The organism is Prosthecodimorpha staleyi, assembly GCF_018729455.1.
GTDB classification, from domain to species: domain Bacteria; phylum Pseudomonadota; class Alphaproteobacteria; order Rhizobiales; family Ancalomicrobiaceae; genus Prosthecodimorpha; species Prosthecodimorpha staleyi.
Window position 1 is genome coordinate 1 of the sequence record NZ_JAHHZF010000016.1, and the last position, 25,344, is coordinate 25,344.

General features: G+C 68.2%; 22 protein-coding genes. 11 read left to right on the top strand and 11 right to left on the bottom strand.

Going from position 1 to position 25,344, the window contains the following annotated elements; all coding sequences use genetic code 11:
• Nucleotides 1–431: 431 nt before the first annotated feature.
• Nucleotides 432–1,550 carry a mandelate racemase/muconate lactonizing enzyme family protein gene (locus KL771_RS25785; protein WP_261971385.1) on the bottom strand — a complete coding sequence of 373 codons (1,119 nt, stop codon included), beginning with the start codon at nt 1,548–1,550 and terminating at the stop codon, nt 432–434.
• Nucleotides 1,551–1,654: 104 nt separating this feature from the next.
• Here KL771_RS25785 and KL771_RS25790 point away from each other — a divergent pair, with 104 nt between their 5' ends.
• Together KL771_RS25790 and KL771_RS25795 are read left to right on the top strand one after the other, a co-directional pair.
• Nucleotides 1,655–2,335 carry a GntR family transcriptional regulator gene (locus tag KL771_RS25790; RefSeq protein ID WP_261971386.1) on the top strand — a complete coding sequence of 227 codons (681 nt, stop codon included), beginning with the start codon at nt 1,655–1,657 and terminating at the stop codon, nt 2,333–2,335.
• A gap of 106 nt (nt 2,336–2,441) precedes the next feature.
• Entirely contained in the window at nt 2,442–4,232 is a 1,791-nt protein-coding gene (locus KL771_RS25795; protein WP_261971387.1) for a peptidase M14, read from the top strand.
• A gap of 26 nt (nt 4,233–4,258) precedes the next feature.
• Here KL771_RS25795 and bktB read toward each other — a convergent pair whose 3' ends face one another.
• Genes bktB through KL771_RS25835 form a run of 8 tightly spaced genes read right to left on the bottom strand, consistent with a single transcriptional unit; the run spans nt 4,259 to nt 13,005 of the window.
• The gene (bktB, locus tag KL771_RS25800; RefSeq protein WP_261971388.1) at nt 4,259–5,440 is read right to left on the bottom strand and encodes a beta-ketothiolase BktB; all 1,182 of its coding nucleotides are present in this window, start codon (nt 5,438–5,440) and stop codon (nt 4,259–4,261) included.
• 40 nt (nt 5,441–5,480) lie between these two features.
• Nucleotides 5,481–6,122: a transglutaminase domain-containing protein gene (locus KL771_RS25805; protein WP_261971389.1), complete on the bottom strand. Its 642-nt coding sequence runs from the start codon at nt 6,120–6,122 to the stop codon at nt 5,481–5,483.
• Between the two features lie 13 nt (nt 6,123–6,135).
• A complete protein-coding gene (locus tag KL771_RS25810) occupies nt 6,136–6,747 on the bottom strand; it encodes a 2-hydroxychromene-2-carboxylate isomerase (protein WP_261971390.1) in 612 nt (203 codons plus the stop codon).
• 2 nt (nt 6,748–6,749) lie between these two features.
• Nucleotides 6,750–8,357 (bottom strand): acyl-CoA carboxylase subunit beta, encoded by a 1,608-nt coding sequence (locus KL771_RS25815; RefSeq protein WP_261971391.1) that lies wholly within the window; start codon nt 8,355–8,357, stop codon nt 6,750–6,752.
• Nucleotides 8,358–8,361: 4 nt separating this feature from the next.
• On the bottom strand, nt 8,362–8,868 hold the full coding sequence (locus tag KL771_RS25820) for an acetyl-CoA carboxylase biotin carboxyl carrier protein subunit (protein ID WP_261971392.1): 507 nt from the start codon (nt 8,866–8,868) through the stop codon (nt 8,362–8,364).
• A gap of 2 nt (nt 8,869–8,870) precedes the next feature.
• Nucleotides 8,871–10,391: an acetyl-CoA carboxylase biotin carboxylase subunit gene (locus KL771_RS25825; protein ID WP_261971393.1), complete on the bottom strand. Its 1,521-nt coding sequence runs from the start codon at nt 10,389–10,391 to the stop codon at nt 8,871–8,873.
• Nucleotides 10,388–12,214 (bottom strand): acyclic terpene utilization AtuA family protein, encoded by a 1,827-nt coding sequence (locus KL771_RS25830; RefSeq protein ID WP_261971394.1) that lies wholly within the window; start codon nt 12,212–12,214, stop codon nt 10,388–10,390. The genes KL771_RS25825 and KL771_RS25830 overlap by 4 nt, the downstream gene beginning before the upstream one ends.
• Before the next feature lie 8 nt (nt 12,215–12,222).
• Nucleotides 12,223–13,005, bottom strand: coding sequence for an enoyl-CoA hydratase-related protein (locus tag KL771_RS25835; protein ID WP_261971395.1), 783 nt, complete (start codon nt 13,003–13,005; stop codon nt 12,223–12,225).
• A gap of 286 nt (nt 13,006–13,291) precedes the next feature.
• On the opposite strand from KL771_RS25835, the gene KL771_RS25840 reads away from it, so the two are divergent.
• The 3 genes from KL771_RS25840 to KL771_RS25850 are packed head-to-tail and all read left to right on the top strand — an operon-like array spanning nt 13,292 to nt 15,841.
• Nucleotides 13,292–14,515: an acyl-CoA dehydrogenase family protein gene (locus tag KL771_RS25840; protein WP_261971396.1), complete on the top strand. Its 1,224-nt coding sequence runs from the start codon at nt 13,292–13,294 to the stop codon at nt 14,513–14,515.
• Nucleotides 14,508–15,413, top strand: a complete 906-nt coding sequence (locus KL771_RS25845; protein WP_261971397.1) for an SDR family NAD(P)-dependent oxidoreductase — start codon at nt 14,508–14,510, stop codon at nt 15,411–15,413. The genes KL771_RS25840 and KL771_RS25845 overlap by 8 nt, the downstream gene beginning before the upstream one ends.
• Nucleotides 15,410–15,841, top strand: coding sequence for a MaoC/PaaZ C-terminal domain-containing protein (locus tag KL771_RS25850; RefSeq protein ID WP_261971398.1), 432 nt, complete (start codon nt 15,410–15,412; stop codon nt 15,839–15,841). The genes KL771_RS25845 and KL771_RS25850 overlap by 4 nt, the downstream gene beginning before the upstream one ends.
• A gap of 183 nt (nt 15,842–16,024) precedes the next feature.
• On the opposite strand, the gene KL771_RS25855 is transcribed toward KL771_RS25850, so the two are convergent.
• Nucleotides 16,025–16,753, bottom strand: coding sequence for a TetR/AcrR family transcriptional regulator (locus KL771_RS25855; protein WP_261971399.1), 729 nt, complete (start codon nt 16,751–16,753; stop codon nt 16,025–16,027).
• 44 nt (nt 16,754–16,797) lie between these two features.
• Nucleotides 16,798–18,348: a class I adenylate-forming enzyme family protein gene (locus KL771_RS25860; protein WP_261971400.1), complete on the bottom strand. Its 1,551-nt coding sequence runs from the start codon at nt 18,346–18,348 to the stop codon at nt 16,798–16,800.
• A 469-nt stretch (nt 18,349–18,817) separates the two neighbouring features.
• Between KL771_RS25860 and KL771_RS25865 the strand changes: the two genes are divergently transcribed.
• Genes KL771_RS25865 through KL771_RS25890 form a run of 6 tightly spaced genes read left to right on the top strand, consistent with a single transcriptional unit; the run spans nt 18,818 to nt 25,330 of the window.
• A complete protein-coding gene (locus tag KL771_RS25865) occupies nt 18,818–19,606 on the top strand; it encodes an ABC transporter ATP-binding protein (RefSeq protein ID WP_261971401.1) in 789 nt (262 codons plus the stop codon).
• The gene (locus tag KL771_RS25870; RefSeq protein ID WP_261971402.1) at nt 19,603–20,376 is read left to right on the top strand and encodes an ABC transporter ATP-binding protein; all 774 of its coding nucleotides are present in this window, start codon (nt 19,603–19,605) and stop codon (nt 20,374–20,376) included. The genes KL771_RS25865 and KL771_RS25870 overlap by 4 nt, the downstream gene beginning before the upstream one ends.
• The gene (locus tag KL771_RS25875; protein ID WP_261971403.1) at nt 20,373–22,217 is read left to right on the top strand and encodes an AMP-dependent synthetase/ligase; all 1,845 of its coding nucleotides are present in this window, start codon (nt 20,373–20,375) and stop codon (nt 22,215–22,217) included. The genes KL771_RS25870 and KL771_RS25875 overlap by 4 nt, the downstream gene beginning before the upstream one ends.
• Nucleotides 22,217–23,089: a branched-chain amino acid ABC transporter permease gene (locus KL771_RS25880; RefSeq protein WP_054357346.1), complete on the top strand. Its 873-nt coding sequence runs from the start codon at nt 22,217–22,219 to the stop codon at nt 23,087–23,089. The genes KL771_RS25875 and KL771_RS25880 overlap by 1 nt, the downstream gene beginning before the upstream one ends.
• Nucleotide 23,090: 1 nt before the next feature.
• Nucleotides 23,091–24,137: a branched-chain amino acid ABC transporter permease gene (locus KL771_RS25885; RefSeq protein WP_261971404.1), complete on the top strand. Its 1,047-nt coding sequence runs from the start codon at nt 23,091–23,093 to the stop codon at nt 24,135–24,137.
• A 26-nt stretch (nt 24,138–24,163) separates the two neighbouring features.
• Complete coding sequence (locus tag KL771_RS25890) at nt 24,164–25,330, top strand: ABC transporter substrate-binding protein (RefSeq protein WP_261971405.1); 1,167 nt, start codon at nt 24,164–24,166, stop codon at nt 25,328–25,330.
• Nucleotides 25,331–25,344 lie beyond the last annotated feature (14 nt).

Here is a 25,344-nt window from a genome sequence, read left to right on the forward strand (position 1 = left end):
GGGATGCCGCCGGAGAGCCCCCGATCTCCGAACGGATCCCCGGCCGGAGCGCCAGCGGAGAGCCGGGGCCTACTCTCCTCGCAACCTGCCGCGAGGCCCTGTTTTCTCGCGTGATCTTGACGCGGCCGTGAGGCGAGTAGGTCCCGGATCGGCGGCCCGGCGGGCCTTGTCCGGGATTGCGGTTGGGGGGTGGAAAGGGGCGGGGGATGCCGCCGGAGAGCCCCCGATCTCCGAACGGATCCCCGGCCGGAGCGCCAGCGGAGAGCCGGGGCCTACTCTCATGGCTACTTACCGCAGTGCCCCAAATTCACGCGTGATCTTGATGCCGTTGCGACGCGAGTAGGTCCCGGATCGGCGGCCCTTCGGGCCTTGTCCGGGATTGCGGTTTCGAGTGGGGGATGGCGGCGGATCGCCCTCAACCTCCGCCTCCGTCAGCCCAGGCTCTTGCCGTGGGTTTCGAGGCTGGCGGCAAGGGGGGTGGTGCCGGCGCCGGGCTGTTCGGGGCGGACATAGCGGCCGTCGACCACCCGGATCGGCTCGGCGAAATGGTCCTTGATCCAGGGGATGTATTCCAGGATCGAGGAGGCCGGGTGCCAGAAGCTCAGATGGACATGGACCTGACTCATCTCGCCGGCATGCGGGGCGACCGGCAGCCGGTGCGCGAGAGCGAGGTCGGCGACCTCGATATATTCCGTGATGCCGCCGAGCCGGGTCACGTCGGGCTGGACGAAATGCACCGCCCCGGCATCGAGGAAGCTGCGGAAGGCGTCGAGCGTGTAGAGCTGTTCGCCGAGGGCGACGGGGATGCGGCTGGAACGGGCGAGCGCGGCATGCGAGGCCACGTCGTCGTACCAGAGTGGTTCCTCGAACCATAGGATGTCGAGCGGTTCGGCGGCGCGGGCGAAGCGCAGCGCGGTCGGCAGGTCCCACTTGCCGTTGCCGTCGATGGCCATGGTCACGTCGGGGCCGATGGCGCGGCGCACGGCCTCCAGCCGGCGCACGTCGCGCATCGGATTGTCGTGGCCGACCTTGACCTTGATGCGCCGGAAGCCCTCCTCCTCGACGGCCTTCCGGCAGAGATCGACCAGGAGATCGTCGCCGAAGGAGAGCCAGCCGATATCCGTATTGTAGGCGTCGAGATGCTCGCGGGTCGCCCCGCCGAGATGGCGCCAGAGCGGCAGGTCGGCGCGCTTGGCGGCCAGATCCCAGAGCGCGATGTCGACGGCCGCCACCGCCAGATGGGTGATGCCGGCGCGACCGACCCATTGGGTCGCCGGATTGCGGGCGAGCTTCTTCCAGAGCCGGCGATGGTCGCGCGCATCCTCGCCGAGCAGCAGCGGGGCGTAGCAGTCGCGGATGCAGGCGGTGATCAGGCGGTCGGAGGCAAGATGGGCGTGGGTGCCGGTGAAGCCCCAGCCCTCCAGGCCGTCCTCGGTGCGGATGCGCGTCCCGACCACGCCCCAATGGGTGATCGAATGGGTCGAGTCCGCGATCGACGACGCCGTCAGCGGCAGGTGCATGATGAAGGGATCGACGGCGGTGATCTTCATGGCGGGGACGCGCTCCATTCTTCCGGAGAGAAACATCGGCCGCAGGGCTTGGCAATAAAAAATTTTCTGTTTTTTATTTTAATAGGCAAAACGAGGAGACCGCCGTGAGCCTGAGCAGAGCCACCCTTGCAGATCGGGCCTATGCGGAACTGCGCGACCGGATCCTGTCCGGCCGCCTCGGCGGCGGACGCCGACTGCTGCCGGAGGAACTGGCGGGCGACCTGGACATCAGCCCGACGCCGATCAAGGAGGCGCTGATCCGGCTGGAGGCCGATGGGCTGGTCGAAAGCCCCTTGCGCAAGGGCGCTTTCGTGCGCCGTTTCACGGCGCGGGTGGTCGAGGAACTGTGCGAGGCGCGCATGATGATCGAGCCGCCCTCGCTGCTGAACGCCTTCGTGTCGGGCGGCATCACGGCCGAACTGGTCGCCAGCCTGCGGCGCAATCTCGCTCTCCATGCGCGCCACGCGGAGGGGGGCACGCTGGACGACCTGCAGATGGCGCTGGCACTCGACCGCGAATTCCACGAGATGATCGTCGCGGCGGCCGACAACGAGACCGTCAGCGCCTGGCACGCGAAGCTGCTCTGTCAGACCCATACGGTGCTGGTCTGCCGGAACGATTCCTATGGAAGCGCGATCGGGGAACATGCGGCCATCGTGGACGCAATTGCCGAGGGCCGCCCCCAGGAGGCTGCCGAGGCCTTGCACCGGCATCTGCACGAGGCGATGGCCAACATGCTGCGCGCGGTCCGCCTCTACGAGGACCGCTCGACAAGCCGCGGGTGAAACGAGCGGGCGCGCCCGCGCAGGTGGGACGAGCCGTATCCGGCATTCCCAAGCATGTATCCGGGGCTTTAGGGTCGAGGCCGTCCGAAACCATCGTGGGGCCGCCATGCCGCTTCCCTTCCGGCAGACCTTCGCCCGCACGCTCGATATCCTCGTCGCCGCGACCCGGCCGGGCGAGACGGTCGAGGCCTGGACCTTCGACGACGCGGCAGCGCGGCGGGCGGCGGAACGGCGGGTCGCCGCAGCCGGCGGCCATGCCACATTCCGCAGCGCCTACAAGCCGCTCGTCACCTTCTTTCGCGAAGAACTCGAACTCACCGATTGCCGGAGCGTGACCGTGCGCTATCCGGTCCACCCGGCCGCGCCCGCGACCCGCTTCCGGCTCGAGGCCTATCCGCTCGCCGCGCTGCTGGCGCCGGTCCCCCTGTACCTGGAGCCGCTGCCCGCCGGCGAGGACCTGCACTACCGGGTCGAGATCGAGCGGGCTGCCGGCATCGAGCATCATCGCGTGTTCGCCCCCAACCATCTCCGGACCGATCATCTCGGCGCCGAATGCCTGACGCCGACCGGCTGGGCGCGGCGGATACGGGCAGCGGAGGGGGCCCTGGATGGGAATGGCGCGGGCCTCGCGGACGGGCAGGACGCACGGCTCGAGACCGACTACGAGGCCCTGTTCGGGGCGGCGCTGGCGGCCGTCGCCGACCATCCCTGGCCGGAGACCGAGCCCCATTACGAGGAACTGCTCCTGCGCGTCCGCATCCCTGCCGCCGACGAACCGCTCGGCGTCGGCCACGAGACCCTGAGCCTCGCCGAGGCGATGCACGAGGAGCTCTATTTCTCGATCCTGGAAGGGTTCGGCGCCCGCTCCGGACGCCCGCCCGGCGACCGGCGGCTGCGCCCGGGCCAGATCGTGCCGGAGGTCGCGGTCGGCGCCGGCCCGCCGGAGATCGAGATCGCACTCCGGCCCTTCGCCGTCGACGAAGCCGAGGCGCCGGGCCGTTTCGACGAGGCCGACGACGGCCCGCCGTCGCCCGTGACCATCGCCGCCGAACTCGACCGGCTCGGCGGTGTCGCCTTCCAGGTCCGCAGTCGCGCGGGGCGCCCGGTCTGGGCGCGCCATTTCGCCGGGTCGGATGCGGCCGTGATGATCTCCGCCGCCCAGCATGCCAACGAGACCACCGGCATCGCCGGCGCGCTCGCCGCGGCGGGCGCGATGGAGCCTTGGCCGGGCCGGCATTTCACGCTCTGCCCTTTGGAGAATCCCGACGGCCACGCGCTGCACCGGCGCCTCTGCGGCGAGCATCCCGCCCACATGCACCATGCCGCCCGCTACACCGCACTCGGCGACGATCTCGAATATCGCGAGGCCGGGCCGGACGGCACCGGTCTCTACGAGAAGGCGATCCGCCACGAGGCGGTCCGGCGTTCCGGCGCGCGGCTGCACGTCAATCTGCACGGCTACCCGGCGCATGAATGGACCCGGCCGCTGACCGGCTACATTCCGCGCAACTTCGCGCTCTGGACCATCCCGAAGGGCTTTTTCCTGATCCTGCGCCATCACGCCGGATGGGCGGCGGCGGCCGAGGCGCTGCTCGACCGGGTCACGCGGGACCTTGCCGAGTTCGACGGACTCGTCGCCTGGATTGAGGCGCAGCGGCGGCAGTTTGAGACCTATGCTGGCGCCGTCGAGGTCCGGATGGTCAACGGCCTGCCGTGCCACGTCTCCGCCGACGATCGCGGCGTGGTGCCGGTGACGTTGATCACCGAGTATCCCGACGAGACCATCCGTGGCGATGCCTATCGCCGCGGCGTCGCGGTGCAGAAGGCGACGGTGCTGGCCGCCTACCGGGCCTGGCAGGCGGTCGCCCGTGCCGGTCTGGCGCCCGGGGGCGGTTAGCTCCCGGGGTCGGATGACGCAAGGGCTCAGAGCCGCTCGATCGCCAGTGCGATGCCCTGGCCGCCGCCGATGCACATGGTGATCAGTGCCCGCCGGCCGCCGGTGCGCTTTAGATGCGAGATGGCCTTCACGGTCAGGATGGCGCCGGTGGCGCCGACCGGGTGACCGAGCGCGATGGCGCCGCCGTCCGGGTTGGTCTTGGCGGGATCGAAGCCGAGATCGCGGGCGACGGCCAGCGCCTGCGCGGCAAAGGCCTCGTTCGATTCGACCAGATCGAAATCCTCGATGGTGAGGCCGGTCCGCGCGAGCAGGCTGCGCACCGCCGGCACCGGGCCGATGCCCATCAGGCCCGGTTCGACGCCGGCATGGGCGTAGCCGATGATGCGGGCCAGTGGGGTCAGCCCAGCGGCGGCCGCGCGGCGCTCGGAGGTCAGCACGACGGCCGCCGCGCCGTCATTGATGCCGGAGGCGTTGCCGGCCGTGACCGTGCCACCCTTCCGGAAGACGGTCGGCAGCTTGGCGAGGCTTTCGACGGTCGTGTCGGGCTTTGGATATTCGTCGACCGCAAACGAGACCGTGGTGCGGCCCTTCTGCACCTCGACGGCGAGGATCTGGTCGGCGAAGCGGCCGTCGGCGAGCGAGGCCGTCGCGCGGCGCTGGCTTTCGGCGGCGAAGGCGTCCTGCTCGGCGCGCGAGATGCCCCATTTCTCGGCGACGTTTTCGGCCGTGATGCCCATGATGCCGCTGCCGAACGGGTCGGTCAGGACGCCGGTCAGGCCGTCGGCGAGCGTGGTGTCGCCGAGCCGCTGGCCGAAGCGGCCGGAATTCAGATAGTGCGGCGCCCGGCTCATCACCTCCGCACCGCCCGCCACCGCGACCTCGACATCGCCGAGCATGATCGACTGTGCGGCGGAGACGATCGCCTGCACGCCGCTGCCGCAGAGCCGGTTCAGCGTCATGGCCGGGGTGGATTTGGGGATGCCGGCGTCGATGCCCGCGACCCGGGCCAGATAGGCGTCCTGCGGGCCGGTCGGGATGACGTTGCCGAACACGACATGGCCGACCTGTTCGGCCTCGACCGTCGCGCGCCTCAGCGCTTCCGCCGCCACCTTGGCGCCGAGCCCGGCCGGCGTCTCGCCCGAGAGGCTGCCGCCGAAACTGCCGATCGCGGTCCGCGCCGCGCCGACGATCACCACCTGTTCGGTCATTCCGCCCCTCCTACTTCTTTCGTTCTGTGTCGTTTGCGGCTCAGGTCCGCTCGGCGATCGAGGCGGCGACGAGGCGCGGATAGTGGGACCGCATCTCGGCCGCAAAGGTCTCGATCGGCATGTCGTCGTAGCTGCCGCGGTCGAGCACATAGTCCATGTGCCGGCGGCCGTCGGGGTCGAATTCGTGGAAGATCGAGTCGCTGCGGCCGTCGAAATCGAGCGGCTTGACGTTGAACTTCCGGCAGAAGGCCAGGTCGAAGGCCGGCGTCGCCTTGACCCATTGGCCGTCCAGGTGAAGCACCGTGTAGGCGTGCCAGTAGAAGACGTCGGTGCCGATCAATTCGAGCATGCGCGGCGTCGAGAGATGGTTGCGCACGTCCGCAAAGCCGATCCGGGCCGGGATGCCCGCCGCTCGCGCCGCCGCGGCCAGCGCGATCGCCTTGGGCACGCAGAAGGCCGCCGGTGCTGCCAGCACGTTGGAGGCGACGAAAAGATGCGGCTCGATGCCGAAATGGCGCATGTCGTAGGGGATGGCATCGCGCATGGCGTAGTAGAGGCGGATTGCCCGTTCGCGGTCGCTGCCCGTGCCGGCATGCCGGGTCACGAAATCCCGCACCGGTTCGGACTGCGAATCGATGAAGGCCGTCGGCTGCAGTGCCGCGTTCCCGTCAGCCTCGCTCATGGCGCCCATCTCCCTATGCCGTTGCGTCTCGGCGCTCGCCGAGCCGCCAGGCGATCTGCGGCAGGCGGTCCGCTCCGAAGAAGCCCTCGCCGTCGACGACCGCGTAGGGCGAGCCGATCACGCCGATGCCGGCCGCCTCCTCGATCGCCGCCGCCAGCCGGCCGCGGCCGTCTGCCCCGTCGATCATCGCCTGAACCGCCTCCGGGCCGAAGGCTAGCACGCTCGGCAGGTCGGCCAGCACTGCCCGATCGGCTATGTCGCGGCCCTCGACGAAGAAGGCGCGGAAGATGTCGCGGGCGAGCGGCAGCGCCAGGTCGGGACGCTCCGCGGTCGCAGCGTGATGCAGCCGGGCGGCGAGATGGGCCGAGATCTGCAACGGATCCGGCATCCGGTACGGCACGCCATAAAAGGCGGCCGAGCGCGCCACATCCAGGTCGAAATAGGCGCGCCGGGCCGGCTTTTCGAGCGGATTGCCGACGCCCTGGCCCTTGAACACCGCCCAGAGCAGGATCGGGCGCAGTTCCAGCGCCCGGCCGTGGCGTGCGGCCAGTTCGGCCAACGGGTCGAGGGCGAAATAGGCGTAGGGCGAGGCGAAGTCGAAGTAGAGGCGGATCGGTTCGGGCATGGTCAGAACCTGAAGACGCCGTAGCCCGGAGGTCCGAGCGGGGCATTGAGGGAGGCCGAGAGGGCAATGGCGAGGGCGTTGCGGGTGTCGACCGGATCGATGATGCCGTCGTCCCACAGTTCCGAGGTCGAGTAGTAGGCCGACAGCTGTTCCTGGTAGGCCTTGCGGGTCTCTTCCCAGACCTGATCGACCGCCGCCTGATCGAAGGTTCCGCCGGCCCGCTTCATCTGGTTGGCCTTGACCTCGGCCAGCGTGTTGGCGGCCTGGTCACCGCCCATGACGCCGATCTGGTGGTTCGGCCAGGCGAACAGGAAGCGGCCGTCGAAGGCGCGCCCGCACATGCCGTAATTGCCGGCGCCGAAGGAGCCGTTGCACATCACGGTGAATTTCGGCACCCGCGAGCAGCTCTGCGCCATGATCATCTTGGCGCCGTCCTTGGTGATGCCGCGGCGCTCGTATTCGCGGCCGACCATGTAGCCGGTGATGTTCTGCAGGAAGACCAGCGGGGTGTTGTTCTGGTTGCAGAGCTCGATGAAGTGGGCCCCCTTCAGCGAGCTGTCGTTGAACAGCACGCCGTTATTGGCCAGGATGCCGACCTTGTAGCCCCAGATGTTGGCATAGCCGCAGATCAGCGTGGTGCCGTAATTGGGCTGGTATTCGTGGAAGCGGCTGCCGTCGACCATGCGGGCGATGATCTCGCGCATGTCGAAGGCCTTCTTGATGTCGTCGGGCACGATCCCGTAGATGTCCTGCGGATCATAGAAGGGATCCTCCGGCGCCTCGCGCTGCAAAGGCCAGCGCTCCGACCGGTCCCATTGCGCGACGATCTCGCGACCGATCGCGATGGCGTGCTCCTCGCTGTCGGCCGGGTAATCGCAGGTGCCCGACACGCTGGTATGCATCTCGGCGCCGCCGAGATCCTCGACCGAGACATCCTCGCCGGTCGCGGCCTTGACCAGCGGCGGCCCGCCCAGGAACACCGCTCCGGTGCCGCGCACGATAACGCTGTAGTCCGAGAGCCCGGGAATGTAGGCGCCGCCGGCCGTGCAATGGCCGAACACCAGCGACAGCTGCTTGACCCCCATCTTGGACAGGATCGACTGGTTGCGGAAGATGCGGCCGGCCATGTAGCGGTCGGGGAAGACTTGGCTCTGCAGCTGCAGGAAGCCGCCGGCGGAATCGCACAGATGCACGACCGGCAGGCGGTTCTCCATGGCGATGTCGAGCGCCCGCACGATTTTCTTGGCGGTCAACGGATACCAGGCGCCGCCCTTCACGGTCGGGTCGTCGGCGCGCACGATCACCTCGCGCCCCGACACGATGCCGATGCCGACGATCGAACTCGCCGACGGCGCCTCGCCGCCATAGGCCATGTTGGCGGCGAGCGAGGACAGTTCCAGGAAGGGTGTGCCGGGATCGAGCAGCTTCTCGATCCGCTGGCGCGGGGTCAGCTTCTTCTGACGGGCGAGCCGGTCGAGGTCGCGCTGCGGCCGCAGATGGCGGGCGGCCTCCTGCTTCTCGCGGAACTCCGCGACCAGGCGCCGATTGTGCGCCTCGTTGCGGCGGAACTCGGCCGAGGCGGTGTTGATGGAGGATTCGATCCGTCGCATGGGGTCAGCGCTCCTCGGTCACCGGCTGCAATCGCGCCAGGACCGCATCCTTGTCGAACACGTCGCCCTCGCGCACCGCGACCTCGGCCAGGATGCCGTCGCGCGGGGCGGCCAACGCCATCTGCAGTTTCATGCTCTCGATGGTGATGATCGCCTCGCCGCGGCGCACCGCATCACCGGCCGCCTTGTGGACGGCGACGACAGCGCCGGGCATCGGCGCGCGCACGCGATCGGACCCGCCGCCGCTCGCCGCGGCCTCGGCGGCCGGGTCGTAGGGCCGCGCCTCGTAGGTACGCCCGTCCAGGCGGATGTCGACGCCGCCGCCGGCGCCGGGCGCGCGCGTGAAGGCGACCGGTCGGCCGTCGATGCGCAAGCTCTGCGGTCCGGACCGGCCGTCGCACAGGTCCTCGACCCGGTAGCGGTGGCCGCCGATCTCGACGAGGAGATGCGGGCGGCGGGCCACGATCGCGATGCCGTGGACCTGGCCGTCGATCATGATCTTGAAGGTCATGGTCAATTCCTCCAGGCGCCGATGGACGCGTGCGGCTCCGGCACGTCGAGGACGAGCGCGCGGAATTCGCGCAGGCCGAGCGCGGCGGCGATCAGCGCCTCGTGCAGTCGTCCGGTCTCCGGTGCGCCGGAGGCGAGCGCCTCGCGGTGCTCGGCGACGAAGCCGGTGTGAAGGTCGCCGGCGCGGAAGGCCGGATGGTCGAGCACCCGGGCCAGATAGTCGATGTTGGTCGTCACCCCGAACAGCGCGAGGTCGCCGAGCGCGGCGATCGACCGGTCGATGGCTGCCGTGCGGTCGGCGCCATGGGCGACCAGCTTGGCGAGCATCGGATCGAAATCGGCCGTCACCTTCTGGCCGCGGTCGAGCGCGTTCTCGAAGCGCAGATAGGGGGCTTCGGGCACGGCCAGATGCTGGATGGTGCCGGTCTCGGGCAGGAAGTCGCGCTCCGGATTCTCTGCGCAGATGCGGCACTCGACGGCATGGCCGCGGGCGGTCACGGCGTCCTGGCCGAAGGGCAGGCCATGGCCGGCGGCGATCTCCAGCTGCAGCCGCACGAGATCGAGGCCCGTGATCATCTCGGTGACCGGATGCTCGACCTGGAGGCGGGTGTTCATCTCCAGGAAGAAGAAGCGGCCGTCGGCGCCGAGGATATACTCGACCGTGCCGGCATTGCGGTAGCGCGCGGCGGCGGCGAGACGAACCGCGGAGGCGCAGATCTCGTCGCGCAGACCCGCCGGCAGGTTGGCGGCCGGAGCCTCCTCGATGATCTTCTGGAAGCGGCGCTGCACCGAGCATTCGCGCTCGAACAGATGGATCGCGCCGCCTTCGCCATCGCCGAAGACCTGCACCTCGATATGACGCGGCCGTTCGACGAAGACCTCGGCATAGACGCGACCGTCGCCGAAATAACGCTGCGCCTCGCTCGAGGCGATGCGGGCGGCGCCTTCCAACTGGTCCGCCGAGCGGACGATGCTCATGCCCTTGCCACCGCCGCCGGCTGCCGCCTTGATCAGGAGAGGGAAGCCGATCGCCTCGGCGCGGCGAACGAAATCGGCCAGATCGTCGGTCGGCATCACCGACGGGGCGACCGGGACGCCATGCTGGTCGGCGAAGTTGCGTGCCGAGATCTTGTCGCCCATCAGCGCGATCGAGGCCGCATCCGGCCCGACGAAGACCAGGCCGGCCTCCGCGACGGCCCGCGCAAAGCCGGCATTCTCGGACAGGAAGCCGTAGCCCGGATGGATCGCGTCCGCCCCGGTGGCGAGCGCCGCGGCGACGATCTGACGGATGTCGAGATGGGCGGCGACCGGGGTGTCGCCCTTCAATTCGACCGCCTCGTCGGCGAGCCGGACATGCTGGGCGCGCGCCTCGACGGCATGATGCACCGCAACCGCCGCGATGCCCATCTCGCGCAGGGTCCGGATGATACGGCAGGCGATCTCGCCGCGATTGGCGATCAGCACCTTGCGGAATGGGACGTGACGCGACGCCCGCCCGGCAGGATCGGAGGAGGAGAGGCTCATCGGCGGGTTTCCATGGCGGCGACACCTTCGAGGCGGCCACCGGGTTGGAGCCAGGCAGCGGGCACCGGCACGGGCATGTCCATCAGCACCTGCGCCATGGCCTTGCCTTGCGGATCGTAGCGCAGCGACGCGATGCCGCCGCCGCCGAGCGCGCGGTGCAGGAGGAAGTTGAAACCGTCGAGGCCGGGCCAGTCGAAGCGCTCGACCGGGCCGCGGACGTGGTGGGCGAACCAGCCGCGCACGGCTTCCGCCGTCAGCGCGCGGGCGATCGGCGCCACGAAGTCCGGGTGCCGCGCCATCACGCCGATATTGGCGATGTCGCCCTTATCGCCGCTGCGGGCCGTGGCCAGAGCGACCAGCGGCACGGCGACGGTCGGTCCATCCGGCACCGGCGCCGTTGCGACCTCGCCGGGGGCGGTCTCCGGGACGGAGCGCTCGGTTCCCGGCGCGGTCGCAACCTCGATCGCGGCGTCGCCGGTCTTCACCGACACGACGACATCGCGCTTGTCGATCAGGAAGGAGAACAGCCGCACCACCGGCTGCGGCTCGGGCCGGCCGCCGGCAAAGCCGGTCAGGCTCTGCGCCATCGCGGTGGCGGCGGGATAGATCTCGCGGGCGAAGATCTGCAGCGCGTCCCGGCTGGCATGGCGCACGCCGACCTTCAGGATCACCTCGCGCGCCGGCGAGGCGGCGGGGGCGACGCCGTAGCTGGTCTCCGCGCCGAGCACTTCGATCGACGTTTCCGCAAACCGGTCGAACCCTGCCGCCGCGATCAGCCGCTCGGAGCGGGCCAGGATCGCCGTGCCGACCTTCTCGGCCCGCAGCGCCGCGTCGCGGCCGACGATCATCATGGTCGCGGTGCAGCGCCAGCCGTCCGCATAGGTGGCGCTGACCTTGTAACTCGGCGTCGGCGGCAGGCCGCGCGCGCCGGTGACCCGGACCCGGTCCGGCCCGACGGCCTCCAGCCTGACGTCCGACCAGTCGCAGATCACGTCGGGAAGCAGATAGGCGGCCGGATCGCCGACCTCGTAGACGACCTGCTCGGCGACGATTGGAGGCGTGATCCGACCGCCGGTGCCGTCCGGCTTGCCGACCTCGAAGCTGCCGTCCGCCCGGCAATCGGCGATGGGGAAGCCCATGTCGGCCCAGTCGTCGGCGACCGCGCGCCAGTCGGTCGTGATCCCGCCGGTCGCCTGCGCGCCGCATTCCAGGATGTGACCCGCGAGGCTGCCGGCCGAGAGCTGATCGTAGTCTTCCGGCGTCCAGCCGAACTCGTGGATCAGCGGCCCCAGCACCACCGCGCTGTCGACGCAGCGGCCGGTGACCACCACGTCGGCGCCGGCATCGAGCGCGGCGGCGACGCCGAAGGCGCCCAGATAGGCATTGATGCTGGCGGTCTTCGCCGGGAAGGGGGCGCCCGAGAACATCTCGGTGACGCCGGCGGCGCGGAACTGCTCGGCCCGGTCGGACAGGTCGTCGCCGGTCACCACCGCGACCTTGAGATCGACCCCGACTTCCGCGAAGGCGGCCAGCAGTGCGTCACGGCAGGCTTCCGGATTGACCCCGCCGGCATTGGTGACGACGCGGATGCGCTTCTCCGCGATCTCGCGGGCGAGCGGTTTCATGACCAGCGACACGAAGTCGGTCGCATAGCCGAGGGTCGGCGTCTTGGCCTTCATCCGGGCCAGGATCGACATGGTGATCTCGGCCAGATAGTCGAGCACCAGATAGTCGATCCCGCCGGAGCGGACGAGCTGGCGCGGGCCTTCCGGGCTGTCGCCCCAGAAGCCGGCGCCGCAGCCGATGCGGATGGTGTCGCGCATGGCCGGCCTCACTTGCCGGTCCACACCGGCGGGCGCTTCTCGGCGAAGGCGGTGAAGCCTTCGCGGGCGTCCTCGGTGCGGGCCATGTTGGCGAGCATGAATTGCGCATATTCGAGCGCGGCGTCGGTCGACATCTCGCGGATCTTCGCGAGCGCCTGCTTGCCGAGACGGATGCCGGTCGGCGACTTGTCGACGATGCGGCCGATGAGCCAGTCGGTCTTGGCATCGAGCTCGGAGGCCGGCACCGCATAGTTGACGATCGAGGCGGCCTCCGGGTCTCCGGCGCGGATCAATTCCCCGGTGATGCACAATTCGGTCAGACGGCGATAGGGCAGCACGCGTAAGAGATAGGGCAGGATCATCATCGGGAAGAGGCCGACCTTGACCTCAGTGACGCCCATCAGCGCATCCTCGCGGGCGACCACCAGGTCGCAGGCGCAGACCAGCCCGAAGCCGCCGGCCAGCGCATGGCCGTTGACGCGCGCCACGATCGGCAGGCGGCAGGCATCCATCCGGCGCAGCAGGCGGCTGACATAGTGGCGCGGATCGGCGGCGTCGATGGTGAAGGGCGTGCCGTCGGCGCCGGGCTTCAGGTCGCCGCCGGCACAGAAGGCCTTGTCGCCGGCGCCGGTCAGGACGACCACGCGCACTTCGGGATCGGCCTCGGCGGCATCGAGCGCCACCACGATGGCGGCGGCGACGGATTCGTTCAGCGCGTTGCGGCGGCTCTCGCGGTCGATGGTGACGACCATCGCGGCGCCTTCGCGACGGGTGGTGACGGCGTCGGTCACGATTCCTCCCAAGTCGGTGGGTCCGTCCGGCGCCCGAAACAGCGGCCGGCGAACTCTTCGCCTCGTAAATGATTTGAGTTCATTTGTGCTGTCAATATGCCTTCGCGGCCAATTCAGCGCTTCCCCGCGCGAAATCTGAACCTTGCCCGAAAGGCCCGGAAAACGAGTGTTGACACTGCGGTCCGGTCACTGATGAAATGCGCTCAGTAAAAACGGTCGGAACGGCCGGGTTCGCTGTCGTTGCCGGATCGGTCGCGGCGGCCGGCCCTTCCAGGGAGGAGACGAAATGAACGCTGCCAGCGGAGTTGGGGCGGGGCGCAACCAGGCCATGGCCTTCGATCTCGACGAGGATCAGCGCGCCATTCTCGATCAGGCCGACCGCTTCGGCCGCAACGAACTCTATCCTCTCTGCCGGCGCATGGACGACGAGGAGTGGTGGCCGGAGGAGGCCTTTCCGAAGCTCGGCGCGGCCGGCTTCTTCGGTGCCACCATCCCCGAGCAATATGGCGGGGCCGGGCTCGATCTGCTCGCCGCCGGCCTGGTGCTGCAGGGCTTCAGCCGCTGGAACCACGCCATGGCGCTGTCGGTGGCGGCGCACGACAATCTCTGCGCCAACAACATCTACCGAAACGGCAACGAGGACCAGCGCCGGCGCTATCTGCCCGATCTCTGCGCCGGCCGCACCATCGGCGCGCTCGGCCTGACCGAACCGGGGGCCGGCTCCGACGCGCTCGGCTCGATGCGCACCACCGCCCGCCGCGACGGCGACCATTATGTGCTGAACGGATCGAAGATCTACATCACCAACGGTCCGGTCGCCGACGTGCTGCTGGTCTATGCCAAGACCGACAAGGAGCGCGGCGCGAAGGGCATCTCGGCCTTCATCGTCGAGAAGGATTTCCCCGGCTTCCGCGTGGCGCAGAAGCTGGTGAAGATGGGCTATCGCGGAAGTCAGACCGCCGAACTGGTGTTCGAGGATTGCCGCGTGCCGGTCGCGAACCGGGTCGGCGAGGAGAATCAGGGCGTCGCCGTCGTGATGAGCGGCCTCGATCTGGAACGGGCCATGATCTCGCCGATCTGCCTCGGCGTCGCCGAGCGGGCGCTCGAGCTTTCGATCGACTATGCCAAGACGCGCCAGCAGTTCGGCAAGCCGATCGGGTCCTTCCAGATGGTCCAGTCGATGCTGGCCGACATGTATGTGCTGGTCGAGACCATGCGCAGCTTCACCTACCGGGTGCTCGCGGAAGCCGCCCCGCTGGAGATCGGCGGCGGCGGGCGCGGCGACATCCACAAGCTGACCGCGGCCTCGGTTATGTATGCCGCCGAGGCCTGCCACCAGGTGCTGGATAAGGCCGTCCAGGTCCATGGCGGCAGCGGCTACATCTGGGAATCGGAGATCAATCGCCTGTTCCGGAGCACCAAGCTCCTGGAGATCGGTGCCGGCACGACCGAAGTCCGCAAGATGATCATCGCCGGCGAACTCCTGAAGGGCATGACGCGGAATGGCTGAGGCGACCTCCGGACAGGCCCCCGAATTCGGGCTCGAAGATGCCGATCTGGCCGCGGAACCGACCGTGTTCGGCGAGACGGCGTTTGCCGGCAAGACCGTGCTGATCTCCGGCGGCGCCGGCGGCATCGGCAAGGCGACGGCCTGGCTGATGGCTCGCTGTGGTGCCGCCGTCGTGCTGACCGGGCGCGACGAGGCCAAGCTCGACAGCGCCGTGGCCGCCTTGCGCGCCGCCGGTCTGGACGCTTCGGCGAAACCCTGCAACGTGCGCGATCCGGCCTCGATCGCCGCGTTGCACGACTGGATCTGGGACGAGATCGGCGGGCTCGACATTCTCGTCAACAGCGCCGGCGGACAATTCCCTCAGCCGGCGATCGACTTCTCGGTCAAGGGTTGGAACGCCGTCATCGACACCAACCTGAACGGCACCTGGTACATGATCCAGGAAGCCGGGCGGCGCTGGCGCGACGCCGGGCGGCCGGGCAGCATCGTCTCGATCGTGGTCGTCACCCGGCAGGGCCTGCACGGGGTCGCCCATTCGATCGCGGCGCGCTCCGGCGTGATCGGGCTGACCCAGGCGCTGGCCGTGGAATGGGCCCCGCTCAACATCCGCATCAACTGCGTCGCGCCCGGGTCGATCGAGACGCCCGGCTGGCGGGTCTACGATCCGAGCGTGATCACCGCCTATCCGCGCTCGAACCCGATGATGCGCACGGCCAGCAGCTGGGAGGTGGCCGAGGCCTGCGCCTATCTGACCGGGGACGGCGCGCGCTACGTTACCGGAGAAGTCTTGAACGTCGCCGGCGGCGGCCAGCTGTGGGGCGAGACCTGGACGATCCCGCGTCCGGATTATTTCAGCGGCCCCGGCCGTACCCTGCGCCAAAAGGACGATACGCCATGACCCAGCCGCCGCTCGAAATCGGCAAGACCTATCTCACCCCCGGCCGCACGGTCGGGGAGGGCGACATCACCCTGTTCGCGGGTCTGGTCGGCGACTTCACGCCCGTCCACATGGATGCGGACTATTGCAGCCGGACGAGCTTCGGCAGCCGCATCGCCCACGGCCCGCTGACCATGGCGACCGCCATCGGCCTGTTCACCCATGTCGGCGTCCTGGGCGAACGGGTCGTCGCGCTCCTGAACCTGAACTGGGATTTCTCCGCCCCGGTGCGCATCGGCGACACCATCCGGGCCGAGGTCACCATCGAGGCGCTCCGCCCGACCTCGAAGGGCGGACGCCATGTCTGCTCCCTGCTGTTCCGGGTGCTGAACCAGACCGGCGCAGAAATCCAGCGCGGCACCATGAAGGTTCTGCTGCAGGGGCTTTGAGTCCGCAGGTGCACGGGGTGTCGGGGGCAGAGCCGCCCGGGCCGTCGCCCGGCCTTCGGCTTGCTTGTCCGGACCTCGAATCTCCCGATCTCGCAGTCTCGGTCCGGCTGCCGTCGGCGGGGCTGGGAGCCACGGGGCAGGGCGGAGGCGTTCGTGCGAACGCCGCTCCCCCGGGGAATTCGGCTACGCCGTCTTTCGAACGCGCTTCTTCGGCGGCGTTTCGGTGATCGCTTCCAGGCGCTGGGTGGCGGCGTCGAGGCGGGCGAAGAGGGTGTCGAAGGTGACGGCGCCCTTCCGGTCTGTGGCGAGGCCGCGATAGACCATGTTGGTGATTTGGTCGGCGATCTGATCGGGATCGAAATCGCCCTCGTTGCGCAGGAAGGCCCAGGTGCGATGCTCGATCGCGCCGAAGACCATGTCGCGCACTAGGCTCGGCGACGTGTCCGGGCGCAGTTCCCCATTGGCGACCGCCGCTTTCACGACATCGATGAGACGGTGGGTATAGGCCTGATTGAGCTTGAACAGTCGCGAGCCGCGATAGTCGGGGGTCGGGCGGATCTCTTGGAACATCAGCCGCGACAAGGCCGGATCGCGCCGGATCGACATGAGATGCGTGTGGACGATGAAGCGGATCTGGTTCCAGACGCCGCGAATGCCTGCGAACTGTTCGGCATCCTGGGTCAGAAGTTCCTCGAACCAGAGTTCGACGACCTTGACCAGAAGCTCGCGCTTGTTGGCGAAGAAGCGATAGATGCTGCCTTCGACGACGCCGGCCCTCACGGCAATGTCCGTGATCAGGGCTTCGCTGTAGCCCTTTTCTGTAAACACATCGCGCGCCGCCTTCATGATGTCGGAGATCCGGCGTTCCGGCGGCAGCCGGTTGACCTGTCTTTTCACCGCACTTCGTGCCATTCCGCTCCCTTTCCGGTGGTGTCTGGAATTGCCAGCGTCGGAGTTCAGCTGAGAAGATCCTTGTAGAGACGCTCCATTTCATGCCGCAGGATCTTGCCCGTGGTCGAGCGGGGAAAATCCTCGAAGCGGATGAAATGGATCGCCTTCGGCCGCTTGTAGCCGGCCAGGTGTTCCTTGCAGAGCCGGTCGATCTCCTCCGCGCCGAGACTGTCGTCAGTCCGCGCCACGAAGGCGACCGGGACCTCGCCCCAGCGGCTGTCCGCACGGCGCAGGACGATGGCATCGCCGATGCGCGCGTCGGCCAGCAGCACCCGTTCGATCTCGGCCGGATAGATGTTCTCGCCGCCGGACTTGATCATGTATTTGGCGCGGTCGACGAAGTCGTAGCTGCCGTCCGGATTGCGGCGGAACAGGTCGCCCATGCGGAAATAGCCGCCGGCGAAGTCCCGCGCATTGGTCGCCGCCGCGTTCCAGTAGCCGGAGAACACGGTCGGTCCGCGCACCGCCGCCTCGCCGGGCTCGCCGTCGGGCACCTCGTTGCCGTCCGGATCCAGCAGGCGCAGGTCGCACATCGAACTCTTGCGCTTCGACAGGCGCTCCGGGATTTTGCCCGGCGGGATCAGCATGGCGGAGGCGGGCGGCAGGCCGGTCTCGGTCGAGCCAAAGCTGTTCAGGTAGGGGGCGCCGGTCAGGCCCGACAGTTCCGCCATCAGCTTCAGCGGCACGAGGTCGGCCATGGCGCCGACCGCGCGGATGCCGCGGGGCCGGATGCCGCGCGCCTTCAGAAGTTCGACCACGGGCTCGATCGAGCCGGGCATGAGCAGGAGCCAGCCGAGCAGGTGGCGCTCCATGATCGCGACGATTCGCTCGGCGTTGAACCCGTCGACCACATGCACGATCGAGCCGGACATCAGGGCGCCGAGCATCTGGTCGGTCGAGCCCATGTGGAACATCGGCGCCCAGGCGACGAAGCCGTCGGCTTCGGTGGCGCGCATGTCCATGCGCAGCACCGCATTGCGGGCGATTTCGGCGCGGTGGCTGATGGCGGCGCCCTTGGGCAGGCCGGTCGTACCGCTGGTATAGAGGACGATCAGCGGATCTTCGGGCTCGGCGGCGACCGGCGGGGCTTCGTCCGCGGCGTCGGCGAGGAGCGCCGCATAGTCGCGCTCGATCACCAGGCTCGGGACATCGAGACCGAGCGCAGCGGCAGCCTCGGCGAAGCGCTGCGAGGCGATCAGCAACTGCGGGCCGACCAGCGTCACGCAATGGGCGAGCTCGGTCCGGCTGAGCCGCCAGTTCTGGCAGGCGACCACGGCGCCGAGCCGGGCGGCCGCAAGCTGGATCTCGATATACTCGTGCCGGTTCTCGGACAGGAGTGCGATCACCGATCCGCGCTTCAGGCCGCGAGCGGCAAGGGCGGCGGCGAGGCGGCGGACACGGGCGTCCAGCTCGGCATAGCTGCAGGCCGTGTCGCCCTGCAGAATCGCCGTGGCTGCAGGCCTGTCGCGGGCCTGGGAGGCGAAGAGCTCATAGACTGTCAGGCCGCCGGCACGGCCGATCGCTGCGCTCGTCGCTTCCGCCATCGCTTCGTTCATTCCCATCTCCCGAACGTCTTTTCATGCTTTCCGGCGGATCGGCCGGGCGACCGTGCAACGGTCTCAGGAAGCTGGCAGAATAGTCCGCGCAGCGAACCCGCGCGAGCCGGCGTCCCTGCTTCGAGGGCCTGCCCGTCTGCCGCATGGGCAGGCGCCCCAAAGGCTGTCCCGGAAGCCACGAATTAGGCCTCCGACCGCATTGACAAAGACACTGGGGTCGCCACTAATAAACATCATTCATCATCGCTCGATGCGATGCAAGTGCCTCGAAAGAAGGCACGCAATCGGGAAGGAACCGGCGTGAACAGGCGCAAAATTCGGCCACGGCAGCGCCCGATGCGGGTGCGCCGAACCGAGTTCCGCAGCTTTCAGCGCCCGATCGGGACGAGCGGGGGTGGTCGTTGATAAGTCTCGTTCATTTAGCACATGCAGCATGGTGTCGTGTCGCGCTGCGGGACGGGATGGTGGCATGCTTGCGCTGACCAACGTCCAAGTCCTCTACGATCGCTCGATACAGGCGGTGCGCGACGTGTCGCTGACCGTGCCGCAGGGCAAGGTGGTCGCCCTGCTCGGCTCCAACGGGGCCGGCAAGTCGACCATCCTGAAGGCGATTTCCGGCGTGCTCGGCCAGGAAGACGGCGAGGTCATCGGCGGTGACATCCGCTTCGAGGGCAGCAGCCTCCTCGGCGCCCCGCCGCGGGCGATTATCGAGCGTGGGCTGCTCCAGGTGCCGGAGGGGCGCGCGCTGTTCGCGACCCTGACGGTCGAGGAGAACCTGATCATGGGCGGCTACCTCCGCTCGCCGGCCGAAACGCGCGAGGGGCTGGAGCGGATCTATGCCATGTTCCCCCGCGTCAAGGAGCGGCGCAAGCAGATCGCCGGCTACCTGTCGGGCGGCGAACAGCAGATGGTCGCGATCGGGCGGGCCCTGATGGGGCGACCGCGGCTCCTGATGCTCGACGAGCCGTCGCTCGGCCTCGCGCCCCAGATCGTGGAGACGATCTTCGAGACCGTGTTGGCGCTGAACCGCGACACCGGGCTGACCGTGCTGCTGGTCGAGCAGAACGCCCAGGTGGCGCTGAAGGCGGCGAGCTACGGCTACATCATCGAGAACGGGCGCATCGTGCTGGACGGCCCGGCCGAGAAGCTGGCCGCCAATGACGATGTGCAGGAGTTCTATCTCGGCTTCGCGGCCGGCGAACGGAAGAGCATGCGCGACGTGAAGCACTACAAGCGTCGCAAGCGGTGGCTGTCATGAGCAGGATTCTCGAACTCGAAGGCGTCAGCAAACGCTTCGGCGGGCTGACCGCCGTCAACGAGGTCAGTCTCTCCGTCGAGGAGGGACAGATCTACAGCCTGATCGGTCCGAATGGGGCCGGCAAGACGACCCTGTTCAACCTGATCAGTGCCGTGCTGGCACCGACCTCCGGCCGGATCGTGTTCGACGGACGCGACATCACGCGCCTGCCGACCCATGCGCTGGCACGGCTCGGCATCGCCCGGACCTTCCAGAACCTGGCCGTTTTCAAGCACGAGACCGTGGTCAACAACCTGCTCGTCGGCCTGCACACCCATCTCGGCGCGGATCCGATCTCGGCCGCCTTCTTCTGGGGACGGGCGCGCCGGGAGGAGTTGAAGGCGCGCGAACGGGTCGAGGAGATCATCGACTTCCTGGAGATCGAGGACCTGCGCGACCATGTCGTCGGCACGCTCTCCTACGGCCAGCAGAAGCGGGTCGAACTCGGCCGGGCGCTGGCCATCGGGCCGCGGCTGCTTCTGCTCGACGAGATGGTCTCGGGCATGAACCAGGAGGAGCGCGAGGACATCGCCCGCTTCATCCTGGACCTCAAGGAGGAACTCGGAATGACCGTGTTCATGGTCGAACACGACATGGGCATCGTGATGGACATCTCCGACCACGTCTGCGTCGTCAATCACGGCCGCAAGATCGCCGATGGAACGCCGGCCGAGGTCGCCGCCGACCCGGCCGTGATCGAGGCCTATCTCGGGACGAAGCAGGCAGCATGACCGAGGCCGATCTCCTCACGACCCGGACCATGCCGCAGATCCTGGCTTGGCGCGCGGACCAGATGCCGCGCGCCCTGGCGCTGCGCGAGAAGGTGCGCGGGCTCTGGCGGCAGACCACTTGGCGGGACTATTTCGAGCGCACCCGGGCCTTCGCCATCGGCCTCCATGCGCTCGGCTTCCGGGCAGGCGACCGGCTCGCGATCGCGGCCGACGACTGCCCGGAATGGTTCCTGGCCGATCTGGCCGCCCAGATGCTCGGCGGCGCCGGGCTCGGCCTCTACCCGACCAATCCCTGGCCGGAGATGCAATATATCCTGCGTCACTCGCGCGCCCGCTTCGTCGTCTGCGGCGACCAGGAGCAGACCGACAAGGTGCTCGACGCCCGCCGTCTCGACGGCGGCCTGCCGGACCTGGAGCGGATCGTCACCATCGACCAGAAGGGCATGCGCGGATACTCCGAGGATGGGCTGACCGCCTTCGAGGCCGTCCTGCAGCTCGGTCGCGACCGCGCCGCCGAACTCGGGCCGGCCGTCGATGCCGCGCTCGCCGCCGGCCGACCGGACGACACCGCGATCATCGTCTATACCTCCGGCACGACCGGCCATCCGAAGGGCGCGATGCTCAGCCATCGCAATATGCTGCATTCGGCCGGCGAGGTGGTGCGCATCCACGGGCTGGATGCGAAGAGCTATTCGGTGTTGTGCTATCTGCCGCTCTGCCATGTCGCCGAACGCAGCTTCTCGACCGTCATGCAACTGGTCACCGGCTGCACGGTCAGCTTCGCGGAATCGATCGATACCGTCGTTGTCAACCTGCGCGAGGTGGCGCCGAAGGGTTTTCTCGGCGTGCCGCGCATCTGGGAGAAGATGCAGCAGAGCATCTTCTACAGGCTCAAGGACGCGACGCCCTTGCAGCAGCGCGTGCTGGCCAGGAGCCTCGCGCTCGGCCGCGATATCGCCTTGCGGCGTATGGCCAATGGCGGCCGCTTCGCCTCGCTCGGCGACCGGCTGACCTATGCGTCGCTGTGGATCGCCTGCTTCCGGGGCCTGCAGACCTTCCTCGGGCTCGACCGGGTCCGCGCCGGCTTCTGCGGCGGGGCGACGGTCTCGCCGGAGGTGCTGCTGTTCTTCTGGACCATCGGCGTGCCGGTCTATCAGATCTACGGCATGACGGAATCGGCCGGCGTCTGCCACACCCAGCGCCCCGGAGCGACCACGCTCGGCTCGTCGGGCACGAAGATCGACGGCATTGACGAGCGCATCGCCGCGGATGGCGAAATGCAGATCCGCGGCCCGAGCGTGTTCAAGGGCTATCTGTTCGACGAGGAGGCGACCGCGCGCGCCGTGCGCGACGGTTGGCTCCTGACCGGCGACATCGTCGAGATCGGTCCGACCGGCGAGATGACCGTGCTCGACCGCAAGAAGGACATCCTGATCACCTCCGGCGGCAAGAACATCACGCCGTCGCTGATCGAGAATGCCCTGAAGGATTCGCCCTTCATCCGTGAGGCGATCCTGCTCGGCGACGGCCGCAACTTCCTGGCCGCGCTGATCCAGATCGACCTCGACACCACCGGCCAGTGGGCGCAGTCGCGCAACATTGCCTACACGACCTATCCGACGCTCGCCGCCCACGAGCAGGTCTACGACCTGATCCGCGAAGAGGTGAACCGCGTCAACGAGCGTTTCGCCCGGGTCGAGAACATCCGCAAGTTCGTGATCCTGAAGAAGGAACTCGACCATGACGACGGCGAGCTGACCGCCACCATGAAGGTGCGTCGCAAGGCCATCGAGGCCAAGTTCGGGGCCGAGATCGAGCAGATCTACGGGAGGGCCGGCTGATGGATTTCCTGGTTCTCCTGATCGCCACCGGCCTCGTCGCCGGCGCCACCTACGGGCTGATCGCGATCGGCTTCGCGCTGATCTACAAGGCGACCGGCGTGGTCAATTTCGCCCAGGGCGAGCTGGTCATGCTGACCGCCTATATCGGCTACTCGCTCGCCGGCGCCTTCGGGCTCACCTTCATTCCGCTGCTCTTGGTCGCGGTGCCGATCTCGATGGCGGTCGGCCTGGTTCTGGAACGCATCTTCATTCGCCCTATGCTCGGCGAGCCGCCCTTCGCCATCGTCATGGTCACGGTCGGACTGGCCGTCATACTGCGCGGCCTGATCATCGTGGTCTGGGGCTCCCAGCCGGCCAATTTCGATGCCGGCATCCCGACCACGGTGATCCGTCTCGGCAACGTGCCCTTCTATCCGGCGCAGCTGATCATGATCGCCGCGCTCGGACTGGTGGTTCTCGCCATGTGGGCCTTCATGCGCTTCAGCCGCTACGGCATCGCCATGCGGGCGGTCGCCGCCAACGAGACGGCGGCGCTTTTGACCGGGGTCAGCGTCAGCCGCATCCACGCGCTCGCCTGGGTGCTCTCCTCCGGCATCGCCGCGATCGCCGGCATGCTGTTCGCGGCCAACTTCAAGCTGGCGCCGGACCTCTGGTTCCAGGGCCTGAAATCCTTCCCGGCCGTGATCCTCGGCGGCATGGATTCGATCGTCGGCGCGGCGGTCGGCGGCATCGCGATCGGTCTGATAGAGAGCCTGTCGCAGGGCTATATCGGCGAGGGCATGCGCGAGATCGCCGGCTTCATCGTCATCATCCTGGTCCTGATGGTGCGTCCCTACGGGCTGTTCGGCAGCCGTGATATCGAGCGGGTGTGAGATGCGTACGGGACACCTGAAGACCTCGCCCGGCCAGTTGGTCGCCCTCAGCGACAGCCCGGCCGTCTGGGCCTGGGTCGGCGTGCTGGCGGTCGGCCTGATCCTGCTGCCCTATCTCGTCGGCAACTACATGCTGACCCTGGTCGTCTCGGCCATGGCGGCGGTAATCGGCGCGGTGGCGCTCAACATGCTGACCGGGCAGACAGGCCTGATCTCGCTCGGCCAGTCGGGCTTCCTGGCGGTCGGCGCCTATGCCAACGCGATCCTCTTGTCCGACTACGGGCTGCCGGTCTGGCTGACGCTCCCGGGTGCCGGCCTGACCGCGACCGCCATCAGCCTGATCGTCGGCGTGCCGTCGCTGCGCCTGAAGGGCCTCTACCTGGCGATCACCACGCTCGCCTTCTCGTTCATCATCAGCCACATCATCCTCTATTCCGAGGAGCTGACGCACGGGCCCAACGGCATCTTCGTCAAGGGCGCGCGGCTCTTCGGCTACGACGTGCAGCGCGGCTGGCCGCTCTACTATCTGGCGCTCGCGCTGACGGCCGGCACGATCCTGGCGGCCCTCAACCTGACCCGCACCCGGATCGGCCGGGCCTGGATCGCCATCCGCGACCACGACATCGCCGCCCGGGCGATGGGCATCGACCTCGTCCGCTACAAGCTGCTCGCCTTCGCGGTCTCGTCCTTCTTCGTCGGCATCGCCGGAGCGCTGCTGTCGCTGCAGCTGCGCTTCGTGAATGTCGACGTGTTCGGCCTGATCCTGTCGATCGAGGCTTTGGCCATGATCATCCTCGGCGGAATGGGATCGGTCGCTGGCGCCGTGCTCGGGGCGATCTTCCTGTCCTTCCTGCCGGAGGTCCTGCGCATCGGCTTCGCGCTGGTAACCGATCCGAATTCGACCTTCTACACCAACTACGTCTACGAGATCCGCGGCATCGCCTATGGTCTCGTGATCGTCGTCTTCCTGCGCTTCAAGCCCGACGGCCTCGTCGGGATGTGGCGGGATGCGCGGAAATACTGGTCCAACTGGCCGTTGGCCTACTAAGAAACGTACGATACCCGGAGGAAACCATGAAGACGATCGCATCTGCCGTTCTGGGAATGCTCGTCGCCGGTCCGGCCCTGGCGGCCGATCCGGGCGTCACCGATACCACCATCAAGATCGGCGACGTGAACATCATGACCGGCCCAGCCGCCTTCGTCGGGCGCGGCTTCTCGGTCGGCTCCAAGGTGGCGGCCGAGGAGGTCAATGCCGCCGGCGGCATCAACGGCCGCAAGATCGTGGTCATCACCGAGGATGACGGCTACGTGCCGGCGCGTTCCTTCCAGGCGCTGACCAAGCTCCTGGAGGTCGACCAGATCTTCGCGCTCAATGGCACCTCCGGCACCGCCAACGTGCTCGCCATGATGCCGCTGATCACCGAGCACAAGCTGCCGACCGTGGTCAGCCAGGCGCCGGCGCCGGTCGTCTACAACCCGGTCCGCCCGACCGTGTTCACCTTCGGCGCCACCTACGAGAACGCCTTCTACGCCCAGTTGAAATATATCCACCAGAAGATGGCCAAGCCCGATGCCGTCTATGGTCTCGTTCGCCAGGACGACGACTTCGGCAAGGACATCGAGGTTGGCTTCGACCGGGCAGTGAAGGACTTCAACCTCAAGGCCCCGGTGCGCATCCGCTTCAAGAAGGGCACCACCAACTTCTCCGCCGAAGTGGCGCAGATGAAGCAGGCGGGCGTGACGGTACTGGCCAATGGCGGCATCTTCGCCGGCGCCGCCAACATCCTGTCCGAGGCGCGCAAGCTCGACATGCCGCTGATCCCGGCGGAAGTCTGGAGCGAAGGCATCCCGGCCTCCGCGGCCCTGCTGGCACCGGCCGGCTACGACTATCTGGTCGGCGACTACGTCTCGCTGAGCGGGCCGGCCAACGAGAAGTTCCGCGAACTGGCCAAGAAATACGTGTCCGAGGACGAGCTGAAGAACATCAGCCGCTACACCTATGCGTCCTATATCGGCATGAAGGCGCTGATCGAGGCCATGCGCCAGTGCGGCAAGGATCTGACCCGCGCCTGCACGGTCGAGAAGCTGCGTACGCTCAAGGGTCTGGATACCGGCGGCCTGAGTGCCCCGGTCGACTTCACCAACGAGAAGCAGCTCTCGGGAACCGCCGTCGCCGTCTACCAGTACGACATCAAGTCGGCGACCTTCAAGCCGCTGACCGGCTTCGAGCAGTACTGAGCCGAGTGGGGAGC

Coding starts and splice junctions, on each gene's coding strand:
- KL771_RS25785 (WP_261971385.1), bottom strand. CDS start 1,550: ATGAAGATCACCGCCGTCGATCCCTTCATCATGCACCTGCCGCTGACG.
- KL771_RS25795 (WP_261971387.1), top strand. CDS start 2,442: ATGCCGCTTCCCTTCCGGCAGACCTTCGCCCGCACGCTCGATATCCTC.
- KL771_RS25885 (WP_261971404.1), top strand. CDS start 23,091: ATGCGTACGGGACACCTGAAGACCTCGCCCGGCCAGTTGGTCGCCCTC.
- KL771_RS25880 (WP_054357346.1), top strand. CDS start 22,217: ATGGATTTCCTGGTTCTCCTGATCGCCACCGGCCTCGTCGCCGGCGCC.
- KL771_RS25875 (WP_261971403.1), top strand. CDS start 20,373: ATGACCGAGGCCGATCTCCTCACGACCCGGACCATGCCGCAGATCCTG.
- KL771_RS25830 (WP_261971394.1), bottom strand. CDS start 12,214: ATGCGCGACACCATCCGCATCGGCTGCGGCGCCGGCTTCTGGGGCGAC.
- KL771_RS25820 (WP_261971392.1), bottom strand. CDS start 8,868: ATGACCTTCAAGATCATGATCGACGGCCAGGTCCACGGCATCGCGATC.
- bktB (WP_261971388.1), bottom strand. CDS start 5,440: ATGACCGAACAGGTGGTGATCGTCGGCGCGGCGCGGACCGCGATCGGC.
- KL771_RS25840 (WP_261971396.1), top strand. CDS start 13,292: ATGAACGCTGCCAGCGGAGTTGGGGCGGGGCGCAACCAGGCCATGGCC.
- KL771_RS25815 (WP_261971391.1), bottom strand. CDS start 8,357: ATGCGACGGATCGAATCCTCCATCAACACCGCCTCGGCCGAGTTCCGC.
- KL771_RS25810 (WP_261971390.1), bottom strand. CDS start 6,747: ATGCCCGAACCGATCCGCCTCTACTTCGACTTCGCCTCGCCCTACGCC.
- KL771_RS25870 (WP_261971402.1), top strand. CDS start 19,603: ATGAGCAGGATTCTCGAACTCGAAGGCGTCAGCAAACGCTTCGGCGGG.
- KL771_RS25890 (WP_261971405.1), top strand. CDS start 24,164: ATGAAGACGATCGCATCTGCCGTTCTGGGAATGCTCGTCGCCGGTCCG.
- KL771_RS25865 (WP_261971401.1), top strand. CDS start 18,818: ATGCTTGCGCTGACCAACGTCCAAGTCCTCTACGATCGCTCGATACAG.
- KL771_RS25825 (WP_261971393.1), bottom strand. CDS start 10,391: ATGAGCCTCTCCTCCTCCGATCCTGCCGGGCGGGCGTCGCGTCACGTC.
- KL771_RS25855 (WP_261971399.1), bottom strand. CDS start 16,753: ATGGCACGAAGTGCGGTGAAAAGACAGGTCAACCGGCTGCCGCCGGAA.
- KL771_RS25860 (WP_261971400.1), bottom strand. CDS start 18,348: ATGAACGAAGCGATGGCGGAAGCGACGAGCGCAGCGATCGGCCGTGCC.
- KL771_RS25805 (WP_261971389.1), bottom strand. CDS start 6,122: ATGAGCGAGGCTGACGGGAACGCGGCACTGCAGCCGACGGCCTTCATC.
- KL771_RS25845 (WP_261971397.1), top strand. CDS start 14,508: ATGGCTGAGGCGACCTCCGGACAGGCCCCCGAATTCGGGCTCGAAGAT.
- KL771_RS25850 (WP_261971398.1), top strand. CDS start 15,410: ATGACCCAGCCGCCGCTCGAAATCGGCAAGACCTATCTCACCCCCGGC.